Origin of the sequence: Kitasatospora sp. DSM 101779 (genome assembly GCF_025655475.1) — a bacterium.
GTDB lineage: Bacteria > Actinomycetota > Actinomycetes > Streptomycetales > Streptomycetaceae > Kitasatospora.
Window position 1 is genome coordinate 7554590 of record NZ_JAHTIK010000001.1, and the last position, 12137, is coordinate 7566726.

General features: G+C 75.4%; 14 protein-coding genes and 2 pseudogenes. 9 read left to right on the forward strand and 7 right to left on the reverse strand.

The features are described 5' to 3' along the window. From KSNIM_RS34335 to KSNIM_RS34355, 5 genes and pseudogenes are all read left to right on the forward strand, one after another. Nucleotides 1-1238 (forward strand): alpha/beta hydrolase family protein (locus KSNIM_RS34335; protein WP_263107073.1); only part of this gene is annotated, 1238 nt, incomplete at its 5' end. A gap of 114 nt (nt 1239-1352) precedes the next feature. After that, entirely contained in the window at nt 1353-1940 is a 588-nt protein-coding gene (locus tag KSNIM_RS34340) for a TetR/AcrR family transcriptional regulator (protein ID WP_263107074.1), read from the forward strand. Then, nucleotides 1937-2818 (forward strand): alpha/beta fold hydrolase, encoded by an 882-nt coding sequence (locus tag KSNIM_RS34345; RefSeq protein ID WP_263107075.1) that lies wholly within the window; start codon nt 1937-1939, stop codon nt 2816-2818. The genes KSNIM_RS34340 and KSNIM_RS34345 overlap by 4 nt, the downstream gene beginning before the upstream one ends. 56 nt (nt 2819-2874) lie before the next feature. Continuing rightward, nucleotides 2875-3510 carry a DUF6000 family protein gene (locus KSNIM_RS34350; RefSeq protein WP_263107076.1) on the forward strand — a complete coding sequence of 212 codons (636 nt, stop codon included), beginning with the start codon at nt 2875-2877 and terminating at the stop codon, nt 3508-3510. Between the two features lie 11 nt (nt 3511-3521). Next, nucleotides 3522-3825: pseudogene (locus KSNIM_RS34355) on the forward strand (aminoglycoside phosphotransferase); the annotation flags it as partial. Between the two features lie 410 nt (nt 3826-4235). Here the strand turns inward: KSNIM_RS34355 and KSNIM_RS34360 are convergent. Further along, nucleotides 4236-5231, reverse strand: a complete 996-nt coding sequence (locus KSNIM_RS34360) for an ROK family protein (protein ID WP_263107077.1) — start codon at nt 5229-5231, stop codon at nt 4236-4238. Nucleotides 5232-5356: 125 nt separating this feature from the next. On the opposite strand from KSNIM_RS34360, the gene KSNIM_RS34365 reads away from it, so the two are divergent. After that, on the forward strand, nt 5357-6418 hold the full coding sequence (locus tag KSNIM_RS34365; RefSeq protein ID WP_263107078.1) for a LacI family DNA-binding transcriptional regulator: 1062 nt from the start codon (nt 5357-5359) through the stop codon (nt 6416-6418). Nucleotides 6419-6630: 212 nt separating this feature from the next. Further along, entirely contained in the window at nt 6631-7062 is a 432-nt protein-coding gene (locus tag KSNIM_RS34370; RefSeq protein ID WP_263107079.1) for a GNAT family N-acetyltransferase, read from the forward strand. Between the two features lie 215 nt (nt 7063-7277). On the opposite strand, the gene KSNIM_RS34375 is transcribed toward KSNIM_RS34370, so the two are convergent. The 3 genes from KSNIM_RS34375 to KSNIM_RS34385 form a co-directional block, all read right to left on the reverse strand. Continuing rightward, complete coding sequence (locus KSNIM_RS34375) at nt 7278-7484, reverse strand: hypothetical protein (protein ID WP_263107080.1); 207 nt, start codon at nt 7482-7484, stop codon at nt 7278-7280. Nucleotides 7485-7578: 94 nt separating this feature from the next. Next, on the reverse strand, nt 7579-8073 hold the full coding sequence (locus KSNIM_RS34380) for an HIT family protein (protein ID WP_263107081.1): 495 nt from the start codon (nt 8071-8073) through the stop codon (nt 7579-7581). Nucleotides 8074-8134: 61 nt separating this feature from the next. Then, nucleotides 8135-8902, reverse strand: coding sequence for an SDR family oxidoreductase (locus KSNIM_RS34385; protein ID WP_263107082.1), 768 nt, complete (start codon nt 8900-8902; stop codon nt 8135-8137). 158 nt (nt 8903-9060) lie between these two features. On the opposite strand from KSNIM_RS34385, the gene KSNIM_RS34390 reads away from it, so the two are divergent. Continuing rightward, a complete protein-coding gene (locus KSNIM_RS34390; protein ID WP_263107083.1) occupies nt 9061-9966 on the forward strand; it encodes a helix-turn-helix transcriptional regulator in 906 nt (301 codons plus the stop codon). Between the two features lie 179 nt (nt 9967-10145). Here KSNIM_RS34390 and KSNIM_RS34395 read toward each other — a convergent pair. Continuing rightward, nucleotides 10146-10478 (reverse strand): annotated as a pseudogene (locus KSNIM_RS34395) (arsenic transporter); the annotation flags it as partial. Between the two features lie 176 nt (nt 10479-10654). Next, nucleotides 10655-10873 carry a helix-hairpin-helix domain-containing protein gene (locus KSNIM_RS34400; protein WP_263107084.1) on the reverse strand — a complete coding sequence of 73 codons (219 nt, stop codon included), beginning with the start codon at nt 10871-10873 and terminating at the stop codon, nt 10655-10657. A gap of 125 nt (nt 10874-10998) precedes the next feature. On the opposite strand from KSNIM_RS34400, the gene KSNIM_RS34405 reads away from it, so the two are divergent. Beyond that, entirely contained in the window at nt 10999-11298 is a 300-nt protein-coding gene (locus KSNIM_RS34405; protein WP_263107085.1) for a hypothetical protein, read from the forward strand. 164 nt (nt 11299-11462) lie between these two features. Here KSNIM_RS34405 and KSNIM_RS34410 read toward each other — a convergent pair whose 3' ends face one another. Then, nucleotides 11463-11984 (reverse strand): TIGR00725 family protein, encoded by a 522-nt coding sequence (locus tag KSNIM_RS34410; RefSeq protein WP_263107086.1) that lies wholly within the window; start codon nt 11982-11984, stop codon nt 11463-11465. Nucleotides 11985-12137 lie beyond the last annotated feature (153 nt).

Consider the following 12137-nt stretch of genomic DNA (forward strand, 5'->3'; position numbering starts at 1 on the left):
TCGCCCCGGCCGCCGCGGTCGGGGGCCCCGGGGCGGCCGGGCCGCCGCCCCGCGCGCTGCTGGTGCTGCCCGCACCGAGTGGCCCATACCCGGTCGGCACCGTGTCGCTGCACCTGGTCGACCCGGCCAGGACCGACCCGTGGACCGGCTCCGGCCCGCGTGAGCTGATGGCGACCGTCCGCTACCCGGCCCGGGACGCCGGGCCCTACCCGACTGCCCCGCAGATGCCCGCCGCGGCGGCCGCCGTCTTCGAGACGATGTACCGCAACGGCGGCGACCTCCCGCTCGACCGGGTGGCCTGGGCGCAGACCCGCACCCATGCGCACGAGGGCGCCCCCGCGGACCTCCGCGGCGGCCCGCGCCCGGTCGTGCTGTACTCGCCCGGTGCCGGCGACCCCTCAGCGTTCGGCACCACCCTGGGCGACGACCTCGCCTCGCGCGGGTACGTCGTGGTGGCGATCGACCACACGTACGAGGCGCCGGCCGTCGAGTTCCCGGGCGGCCGGGTGGCGGCGAGCCGGATGGACGCCGAGCTCGCCGCCGTGCAAGACCCGGACCCGCAGAAGGCGAAGGAGAAGCTCACCGCGCTGCTGCGCAAGCTCGTCGACGTCCGGGTGGCCGACACCCGCTTCGTGCTGGACCAGGTCGGTGCGCTCGCCGGCGGCCGCAACCCGGACGCCGAGCATCGGCGGCTGCCGCAGGGCCTCGGCGCGGTGCTCGACCCGGGCCGCACCGGCATGTTCGGCCAGTCGGCCGGCGGCTTCACCGCCCTGCAGGCCATGCACGACGACCCGCGGATCGCCGCCGGCGAGAACCTCGACGGCGTCCTCGCGTACGTCGGCGACGACCACGACCCGGCGAACCCCTCCACCGTCGCCACCGACGGTCTGGACCGCCCCTTCCTGCTGATGGGCAGCGAGGGTGACGACCACCTCAGCAACCCGTCCTGGGGCGCGCTGTGGCAGCGCAGCACGGGCTGGCGCCGCGACCTCACCCTGACCGGTGCGGTGCATGCCAGCTACACCGACCTGGAGTCGATGGTGCCGCAACTCGCCGGGCAGCTGGACCTGCCGTCCGCCACCGTCGCCGACCTGATCGGCACGGTCGACCCCGAGCGGGCCGTCGCCGCCGAACGTGCCTGCACCGCGGCCTTCTTCGACCTCACCCTGCGCCACCGGGACGGCCGGCTGCTCGATCGGCCCACCGTCCGGTTCCCCGAGCTGCGCCCGGTCGACTGACCCTCGCCCGAAGCCGGGCCGACTGACACCTCGCCCGGAGAAAACGGCCCGCCGCGCCATAACCTCGATGTGATAGCTTGAAACCTAGAGCTCCTAGGAAATGGTGGTCGGGCGATGGCACGAGCGGGACTCACCGCGGCGAAACTCACCGAGGCGGCCGCGGAGATGGCCGACGAGGTCGGACTCGACCGCGTCACCGTCTCCGCGCTCGCCCGGCACTTCGGCGTCAAGGACGCCAGCCTCTACTCCCACATCAAGAACCTGCGGGAGCTGCGCGTCCGGATCGCCCTGCTCGGCGGTGCGGAGATGACCGAACGGATCGCCGCCGCCGTGGCCGGCCGGGCCGGCAAGGACGCCCTGGTCGCCTTCGCCGACGCCTACCGGCAGTACGCCCTCGCCCACCCCGGCCGGTACGCCGCCACCCAACTGCAGTTCACCCCCGAGGAGATCACCGACTCGGCCGTCGTCCGCCGCAGCGCCGAACTCACCTACGGCATGCTCCGCGCCTACGGCCTCGCCGAGCCCGACCTCACCGACGCCGCCCGGCTGCTCCGGGCCGCCTTCCACGGCTACATCCACCTCGAACTCGGCGGCGGCTTCGGCCACCCCCGCACCGTCCAGGAATCCTGGGACCGCTCGCTCGACGCCCTCCACGTCCTGCTCGAGAACTGGCCCGCCCGACCCGACCGGAGCACCCGATGACCACCACTGCCACCACCGGCCGGACGGGCACCCTCGCCGTCCCCGGCGCCACCCTCCACTACGAACTGCGCGGCAGCGGCCCCGTCCTGCTGCTCGTCCCCGGCGGTGCCGGCGACGCCGGGATGTACGCGGGCACCTACGCCGAACTCGCCGCCCGGTACACCGTCGTCTCCTACGACCCGCGCGGCCTCTCCCGCAGCCCCATCGACGGACCGCTCACCGACCAGCGGGTGGACGTCTGGAGCGACGACGCCCGGCGCCTGATCGAGCACCTCGCGCCCGACGGCGAGGCCGACGTGCTCGGCTGCAGCTCCGGCGCGATCGTCGCCGTGGACCTGCTCGCCCGGCACCCCGGGCGGGTGCGGCGCGTCGTCGCCCACGAGCCGCCCCTGCTGGAACTCCTCGACGACCCAGCCCCGCACAAGGCCCTCTTCGCCGAGGTCCGCGACACCTGCCGGACGCAGGGCGTCGCCGCCGCCATGGCCCGGTTCAGCGAGGGCCTCGGCGGCGGGCAGCCCGAGCACGACCCCGACCGGATCCCGGAGGCCGTCGCCGAGGAGGCCACCCAACTGCCGCCGGAGATCCAGGAGATGGCACACCGGATGCACGCCAACCTGCCCGTCTTCCTCGAGCGGATGCTCTACCCCTTCGCCACCACCCCGCCCGACCTGGCCGCCCTGGCCCCCGTCGCCGACAAGCTCGTCCCCGCCGCCGGCCGCGACTCCCGCCACCAACTCCCCCTCCACGGCCCGGCCTCCCGTCTCGCCGCCCTCCTCCACCGCGACCTCGCCGAATTCCCCGGCGGCCACCTCGGCCCCGTCGAACACCCCACCGCCTTCGCCCACCGGCTCCTCACCCTCCTCGCCCCGACGGACTGAGCCGCGGAGCCGCAGACCGCTGGTCGAGGCCGGCCCGCCCGAGGAAGGATGCGGGCATGCGCCGCACCCACGACGACCCCGAACTCCGAGAGCTGGTCCAGCGCTACGTCACCCCCGACCGGCGGTACCGCCGACTCGGCGGCTCGCTGCTCCGGCTGGACGACGCCGAGCACGCCAGGTTCGCTCAGGAGATCGGCCGTGCGGCCGGCGAGATCACCACCCGGCAACTCGGCGTCCTGTTGGACGGCGGGTGGCGCGAGCGCAAGACTGAAGCCTGGCTGATCGCCGTTTCCCGCCGGACGGAGTTCCGCGACCGACTCGGCGGACTGCTGCTCGCCAGCGAGGCGGCCTACGCCGGTGCCGCCTACTGCACCGCCCTCGCCACCTTCGCGACCGAGGCCGACGCCGACCTGCTGGTCGCCTACCTGGAGCGGTACCTCCGGAGGACCGACCTCTCCTACGACCAGGCGTTCGTCCTGGGGGCCCTCCTCCACATGGACGGCGAGTCGGGCCGGGACCGGGCAGCACATTTCCTGGCACCGGGCGGCCCGTGGCAGCAGTGGTGCGCCGGGCCGCCCGCCAGGGCGCAGGACCCGCAGGTCTTCTGTCAGGTCGTCGGTCGGCTGTGCGCCTTCGCCCTGAGCGCCACACAGTCGATGGTCCACGAGTCGCGCGGGCAGTCACGTCGTTAGTGTTGTGCCGCATGACACACGCCGAGACCGAGATCACCGCCGAGCTGGTCCGAGAACTGATGCGGGACCAGCACCCCGACCTCGCCGATCGGCCGATCAGGCTCGGTGCGCGGGGCTGAGAGAACCAGCTCCGGCGGCTCGGCTAGGACCTGGCCGTCCGACTGCCGTGGGCCACCACGTCCGCCGACGGGCTGCTACGCAAGGAGAACGCCTGGCTGCCCGTCCTCGCCCCTCGGCTGCCGCTGCCGACGCCCGTCCACACAGCGGTTCGGCGAGCCCTCCGGGCGGTTCCCGCGACCCTGGCTCGTCACCACTGCGCAGCTCGCCCGGGCGCAGCCGGCCGCGGCCGCGTCGGGCGGCGAGCGGGGCGAGCGCCTCGGCGAGCGCGGGTGCGTCGCGGTGGTGCTCCGTGACGGCGGCGGCGAGGACCGCCTCGAACTCGGCGGGCTCCGGACTGTGGTCGGCCAGCAGGGCGGCGAGCGCGGCCGGGGCACCAGGCACGGGCGAAGTCGGCCTGGACGCAGGGGAAACCGGGACGCAGGGGAAACCGGGACGCAGGGGGACCGGGTTTCCGGCGTGGTCCTCGTCCGATCGCACCGACCGGCGGGCGACAGGCGCCGTGCCGCTCCCGCTTCCGATGAGTGGAGCGCCGGCACGGCGGAAGGGCCGCGGACACCTCGACCGTGACGTCACGGCACCTGCAGGACGACACGCAGTCGGATCGACTACCCGACACTCTCCCGGCCGGCCGGGTCGCCGAGGGCCAGGGCGGCGGCACCGACGAGTCCGGCGTCGGTGCCGAGGCGGGCGGGCAGGACGGTGAGTCCGGCGGCGAAGGGGAGGGCGGCGTACGTGCGGAGATGGCGGCGGAGCGGGGCGAAGAGGACGTCCCCCGCCTTGGCGACGCCGCCGCCGATCACGGCCGCCTCGAGCTCCACCAGGGTGGCGGTGGCGGCGATGCCCGCGGCCAGTGCCTGCGCGGCGCGGTCGAAGGCGGCGAGCGCGATCGGATCGCCGAGCCGGGCGGCCTCGGCGACGGCGGACGCGGACGCGTCTGGCCCCGGCGGCCGCCAGCCGTTCCGGGCGGCGCGGGCGGCGATCGCGGTGCCGCTCGCCAGGGTTTCGAGGCAGCCGCGCGAGCCGCACGGGCAGGGGTCGCCGTCCAGGTCGACGGTGATGTGGCCGAGGTGGCCGGCGTTGCCGGTCCGTCCGTGGTGGACGCTGCCGCCGAGGACCAGGCCCGCGCCGACCCCGGTGGAGACGACGAGGCAGATCGCGTCGGCGTAGGGGCGGGCGGCGCCGTAGCGGTGTTCGGCCGCCGTCATGGCCACCGCGTCGCCGCCGAGCACCACGGGCAGACCGCGGACGGCCGGGTGCGCGCCGGCCTCGGCGACGATCGGGAAACCGCGCCAGGCAGCGATGTTGACCGGGCTGACGGTGCCTGCGGAGGTGTCGACGGGGCCTGCGCTGCCGATGCCGAGAGACCGCGCTCGGCCCCACAGCGGGTGCGCGGAGAGCTCGTCGAGCACACGGAGGACGGCGCCGAGGACGGTGCCCGCGTCCTCCCGGGCCGGGGTGGACTGCTGGACCTGGTACAGCAGTCGGCCGGAGGGGTCGACGAGACCGCCGGCGATCTTCGTCCCGCCGATGTCGAGGGCGGCGACGAGTGCGGGGGCATCGGTTCCGGGCGCGGCCTGGTCGGCCGTCCTGGCGCTGCTCATGGTGGTGCTCCGGGGCAGGTGCGGCGGTACGAGGGTCGATTGTGGCCGACCCTGACAACGTTGTCCAGCGCCGTCGCGCGGGTCGTCCCGCCCGGGTCCGTACCGGGTCCGTATGCTGCGTGGTCATGAGCAGCCGACCTGCCGCCAGGCCCACCATGAAGGACGTCGCGGCCGCGGCTGGCGTCGGGCTGAAGACCGTCTCCCGGGTCGTCAACAAGGAGTCCGGAGTCAGCCCCGCGATGGCGGCCCGGGTGCGGGCGGTGATCGACGAACTCGGCTTCCGCCGCAACGACAGCGCCCGGCTGCTGCGCACCGGCTCCACCGCCAGCGTCGGCCTGGTGCTGGAGGACATCGGTGACCCGTTCTCCTCCGCGCTCTCCCGCGGGGTCGAGGCCGTCGCCCGCGAGCACGGCTGTCTGCTGCTCACCGGCTCCAGCGCCGAGGACGCCGATCGCGAACGGGAGCTGGCGCTGGCGCTGTGCGCCCGCCGGGTGGACGGGCTGGTCGTGGTGCCCGCCGGCGGCGACCACGAATACCTGCTGCCCGAGGCCGCCTCCGGTCTCGCGGTGGTCTTCCTGGACCGGCCCGGCGCCGGGATCGAGGCCGACGCGGTGCTCAGCGACAACGCCGGCGGTGCCCGCGCGGGCACCGCCCACCTGATCGCGCACGGGCACCCCCGGATCGGCTTCATCGGGGACCTGCCGCACATCCACACCTGTGCGGAGCGGCTGCGCGGCTACCGCGAGGCGATGCGGGCGGCCGGACTGCCGGTCGACGAGCGGTGGATCGCGACCGGTCCGACCGACCCGGCGACCGTCGGGCGGGCCGTGCGGCGCCTACTGACCGGCGGGCCGGACGGCAACGGCGGGCCGGACCCGACCGCCGCCGAGCGAGCCGCCGAGCCGGTCACCGCGCTGTTCACCGCGAACAACCGGGTCACCCTCGCCGCACTGCAGGCCCTGGCCGGACTGCCCGCCCGCCCGGCCCTGGTCGGCTTCGACGACCTGGAGCTCGCCGCCCTGCTCAGCCCCGGCCTCACCGTCGTCGCCCAGGACCCGGAGGCGCTCGGCAGGACGGCCGCCCGCCTCCTCTTCGACCGGCTCGGCCACGACACCTCCCCGCCGCGACGCGTCGAACTGCCGACCCGGCTGATCGTCCGCGGCTCGGGCGAGGTCCCGCCCGCCTGACCGAACGGCCCAGGATCGGCGGGTCGTTCGGTCCACGGCCCGCTCCTCCCGCAGCCGTGTCGCCGGGCCGGTCCGCCCGGCCCTGACCAAGGCTGCCGCGCGGCAACCTCACGTCCGCACGCCATGGTCCCCGCCCGCCGGCGGACGGGCGGCCGGCGCCGCCCGGACAATCCGGTGGCCACCGGACGGCGTGGCCTGCTTGGATGCGGGCCATGAGCACTGATCTCCCCGCCGGTTACGAGCTGTCCACCGACCCCGAGCGCCTGGACCGGGCGCTGGTCCACCGATGGCTGTCCGAGGACGCCTACTGGGCGCTCGGCCGCCCGCGGGAGAAGCAGGAACGGGCGATCGACGGATCGCTCAACTTCGGCGTGTACGAGAGTGCCTCGGGTGAACAGGTGGGCTACGCCCGGGTGGTGACGGACCGGGCCACCTTCGGCTGGCTGTGCGACGTCTACATCGCCCCCGCCGCACGAGGCCGGGGCGTCGGCACCGCCCTCACCGCCGCCGTCCGCGACCACCTCGCGCCGCTCGGCCTGCGCCGGATCATGCTGGCCACCGCCGACGCCCACGAGGTGTACGCCAAGGTGGGCTTCACCCCCCTCGAGCACCCCGGCAAGTGGATGGCCCTCGGCGCGCAGTGAGCCCGCCGGGCACTCGTCGCCCGCGCGGTGTGAGCTGTACACGAGGGCTCGGCGGGGGTCCGCCCACGCTGTTGTCGCCGGTCGCCGGTCGCCGGTCGCCGGTCGCCGGACCGATGACCGGACGTCCTGCGTGGTCCTGCCGGCCCTGGGCCTGCTCCTCCTGGGGGCGGTGGTCTACGACGCGGTGTCCTGAACCCTGAAGCGCCGGACATGTCTCAATCGAAGCCGCCGACCCCTCCACCGGTGTCCAGGTTCACATCGGACAGGAGGAAGACCAGGACGAGCACCACCACGATCAGCACGAGCACGGCGATCCAGACATGGTCCGCCGGCCCGGGAACGTGCGGGGCCGGTGAACGGTCCGGCCGATCACCGCCCTCCTCGCCACGGCTCTCGGCATCGTCGTCCCCCTCGGGCGCCACGGCTCCCCCCTCCCGTCAGGGCCATGGCACCGCACCGCACGACGCGCGTCAAGACCCCGGGTCAGCCACCCGACTGCCCCGGGAAGACGCGCGGCTAGAGCTCCAACCGGTCCGGTTCGCCGGCGATCCGGTCCAGTTCGCCCGCGATGGCGGCGCGGAGCGGGTCGTGCCGCGGGCCGAGGGCGGTGTCGGTGCCCGTCCAACTCTCCTCGGGGTAGAGCCAGACCGGCATGCGGACGAGGTCGGCGGGCTCCCACTCGTACCGCGGCCAGACGTGGGCGTGCAGGAAGCCGTCGGTGTTGCCGAGGATCTCCAGGTTCACCCGGCGGAAGGCGGCGTCGAGGCTGCGGCAGGCCAGCTCGACGGCCTCGCCCAGCCGCTCCATGTCGGAGAGGAAGGCGAGCCGCCGTCCGCGCGGCAGGTCCGACAGCCGCTGCACGCCGGGCTCGTCCGTCAGCAGCAGTGAGTACCCCGGCAGGAACTGCACGTCGCCGATCACCGCGAAGCCCGCCCCGAGGCGCCGCAGCACCGAGGGGTTCTCACCGCGCAGTGCGCTGCCGATCCGGTCCGAACGCCAGTCCCCAGTCATTCCCCGACTCTACCCCGGCGTGATCACCGCTGGCGGCCGGCTCCGCGGTTCGCTGTCGCGGTCAGGCCTGACGGGTCGGCAGCACCACCAGGTGACGGAGGTTCACGTGCCGCGGGCGGCTGACGGTGAATCCGATCACGTCGGCGACCTCCTCGGCGGACAGCGGGCCTATCGCGTCGAACATCGCGCCGAGCTGGCCGTCCAGGCCGAGCGACGGGTTGTCGATGTGCGCACCGAGCTCGGTGTCCGTCAGTCCGGGCTCCACCGTGGAGACCCGGACGTCGCGCGGGCCGAACTCGCTGCGCAGCGAGGTCGCCAGGTGGGTGAGTGCCGCCTTGGTGGCGCTGTAGACCGCGTAGTTGGGGAAGGACACGTGGGAGGCGATCGAGGAGACGGCCACCAGGTCCGCGGTGCGTCCCTCGGCGGCGGCGGCCACCAGGTCGCCGGTGAAGGCCCGGACCACCCGAAGCACACCGGTGACGTTGGTGTCGATCATCCGGGTCCACTCGTCGATCCGGCCGTCGTCCACCGGGTTGGGCAGCATCACGCCGGCGGCGGCGACCAGCAGGTCGACCCGGCCGAGCTCGGCCGCGACCCGCCCGGCGGCCTCGTCCACCGAGCGCTGGTCGGTGACGTCGGCCGGTACGGCGAGCGCCCGGCCGCCGGCGGCCTCGATCTCGGCGGCCAGCTCCTTGAGCCGGTCCTCGCGGCGGGACAGCAGCGCCACCGAGGCGCCGTTCGCGGCGAGCAGCTTCGCGGTGGCGGCGCCCATGCCGCTCGCGGCACCGGTGACGACGGCGACACGGCCGGAGAGGGAGGTGTAGGACATGGTGGGCTCCTGGGAGGGGATCAGCGGCGGTCGGCCCGCCGTCGTTTCCTTGACGTCCTCGAGCCTGCCGGGCACGGCCGCCGCCACCCAGGGCCGTGGTTTTCCTGGGTCTGCCAGGACCACCCTCCGCAGGATCGGGGAGTCCGTAGGGTCGGAGCATGAGCAACGGTGATCGCGAGCAACTCGGCGGCTTCCTCCGGGCCCGCCGCGCCATGATCCGGCCGGAGTCGCTCGGCCTCCCGGAGTACGGGCGGCGCCGACGCGTGCCCGGGCTGCGGCGCGAGGAGGTGGCGCAGCTGGCGGGGGTCAGCGTGGACTACTACGTGCGGCTGGAGCAGGGCCGCGGCGGCGGTACCTCGCCGGAGGTGCTGGACGCGGTGGCCCGGGTGCTGCAGTTGGACGCCACCGAGCGGGCCCACCTGCACCGGTTGGCCCGGCCGCCCCGCCAGGACGCCGCCGCACCGGCCCCGACGGAGCTCCGCGCCGGGGTCCGGCTGGTGCTCGACATGCTGGCCGGCCCGGCCTTCGTGCTCGGCCGGTGCATGGACGTGCTGGCGTGGAACGCCCCGGCGGACGCCCTGCTCGGTCTGTCCGGCATCCCCGCGGACGAGCGCAACATGGCGCGGCACGCCTTCCTCGACCCGCGCGCCCGCACCTTCTACCCGGCCTGGGAGGAGGTCGCCGCGGAGACCGTCGCCTACCTGCGGCTGGACGCGGCCCGGCACCCCGCGGACCGCCACGCGGCCGGGTTCGTCGAGGAACTGTCCGCACGCAGTCCGGAGTTCCGCCGGCTCTGGGAGGGGCACGCGGTGGCCGAGAAGACCCACGGCCGCAAGCTGCTGCGACACCCGTCGGCCGGACTGCTGGACCTCGGCTACGAGACGCTGGCCCTGCCGGGCGACCCCGCCCTGCTGCTGGTCGTCTACACCGCCGAGCCGGGATCGCGGGAGGCCGAACGGCTCGCCGGGCTCACGGCCGCCGCAGCGGTCCGAACCCCCGAGCACGACGCAGCGCGCCCCGCCGTGCTCGGGGGTTCACGGCGGGACGCTGGACCTTCAGCATGACCCCGCGCGACCCGCACGGCCACCGAACACCGCCGAACATGCGTCACACCGGGTGACGCCGGCCGCGGGGGTCGCCGCCGGTGCCGCCTCAGCCCCGGTCCGGTTCCGGCGGCAGCGTCCCCGTCCCCGGCGGCGGCCCGGCCCAGACCGGCAGCACCGGACACGGCGCGTGGTCCACCCAGGCTGAGCACCGCCGTGACCGCCGAGGCGACCGCGAAGACCTGGACCAGAGGGCGGCGCGGCCGTCCGGGCCATTCAGGCCCGCAGGCCCGGAACAGCCCCTCGTGGGCACAGAGCCGGGCGAGCACCAGCACCGCGGTGAGGAAGCCGATCACCGGGCCGAGGCGCGCCGCCTCCTCGCGGACGTGGTCCAGCGAGGGCGCGCCGGTGCCGACCGCGACCGCGGCGGCGGGCACGGCCACCACCGTCTCCGGCCAGCCGAACGGCCGGACCACCGCACAGACCAGCACCACCAGCAGCAGGCCGACCGACAGAACCTCGGACGACGGCATGTTCCGCTTCCGTTCCTCGGCCGCGCCGCACGCCGGGCGGCCTCGTCGGAGTGCGCTGCGGCATCCGCCGTACCGGGGCGGACCCCGGTCGACTCCGGACCTGATCGAACCAGAACCGTCCGGCGGACCGCGCACCGGCTCGGGCGGGCCGGCGTGGAGATGGGGCCGACGCCGGGTCAGCCGAGGGACTGGCCGCGCTCCGCCAGGGCCGCCCGGAGCCGTTCCAGGGCCCTGGGCCCCATGCCGTGGAGCTTCTTCAGCTCGGCGACGGGCACCCCGGCCAGGTCGTCGAGGCGGGTGTAGCCGGCGCCGAGCAGGGCGCGGGTGGCAGGGGAGCCGATGTTCCGGGGAGGTCGCCCTGCGGCTGTTCGGTCATGCCGCCGATCCTGCCGCATCCGGCAGCGGCGGAGGGACGCGGCGACCGAACCCGGCGTGTCGCCGGTTCACGACCACCGGGCGGACGGGTACCACGGACGGGAGGGCGGCCGGTCGGGCCGTCCCCGCGGCGGAGGGAGACGGCATGGACAGCGCCCTGGCAGGGATCGTCGACGCACTGAAGGCGGTCGAGAAGCAGACCCGGGACGTCGCGCTCGCCAAGTCCCGCAGCCACCACGACCCGGTGCCGCTCGTCGACCAGCCGCACCTGCTGGGTGCACTGGCCGCCGCCGTGGAGGCGCTCCGCGACGTGGCCGGAACCTTCCCCGACCGGATGCACACCCCGGACGGCAGAGCCTCGCTGCGCACCTCGGCCGAGCGGCTCGCCGCCGCGGCGGCCGGACTACGGAATGCCGAGCGCCACGCCGCCGCGGGCGGCGTCTGACCCCCGGGCAGCGGGTGCCCTTCACGATCCGGACGGTTCCGGCACCGGGGATTCCCATGAAGTGTCGCCGTCCGCAGCCCGGCCCCTGACGGACCGGGCGCGCGACGGGACGCATCGCAGGGCGCCGGGCCACCTCGGCGCGGCCGAGGCGGTCATTGAGGCGGTCATTGGGGTGGTCGTCCGCCGACACGGCCGTGCCGTCCGCTCAGCACCGCCGCCACGGCCTCCTCCGGGGTGGCCGCCCGCACGAGCCCCGCGTCGGCGGGTGCGTCCGGGAGCGACCACCCCGCGAGGGAGACCACCGGTTTGCCGACGCGCACGGCGAGGGCGACCTCGCTGAGCGTCCCCCAGCTGCCGCCGACCGCGATCAGGGCGTCGCAGGCCCGCACGAGCAGCCCGTTCCGCAACTCGCCCAGGCCGGTGGCCAGAGCCACCGTCAGATGAGGGTTCCCGCGCGTGCGGTCGGGACCCGGCAGCAGCCCCACCGTGATGCCACCGCGGCTGCGCGCCCCGGCGGCCGCCGCCTCCATCACCCCGCCGAGCCCGCCGCAGAGCAGCACCGCACCGTGCCCGGCCAGCAGTTCGCCGACCCGGCGGGCCAGGGCGCTCTCCTCGGGATTCGCCCCGCCCGGGCCGATCACCCCGATGTGGGGTGCGCCGGCCGTGGGCGGGAGTGCGGACGTCATGGCGGCCTCCGGGCCGGGTGCGGGTGCTGCGCGACACCGGCAGTATCGGGCGCCGGCAGGGCGGGGGGCCGGTCCGTGCCTCCGTCGGAGTGAGCCTCCGGTGCGCCGCGGTGCGGCCGAGCCCCGTGCGAGGGGCCGGCCGCACCACGGCGC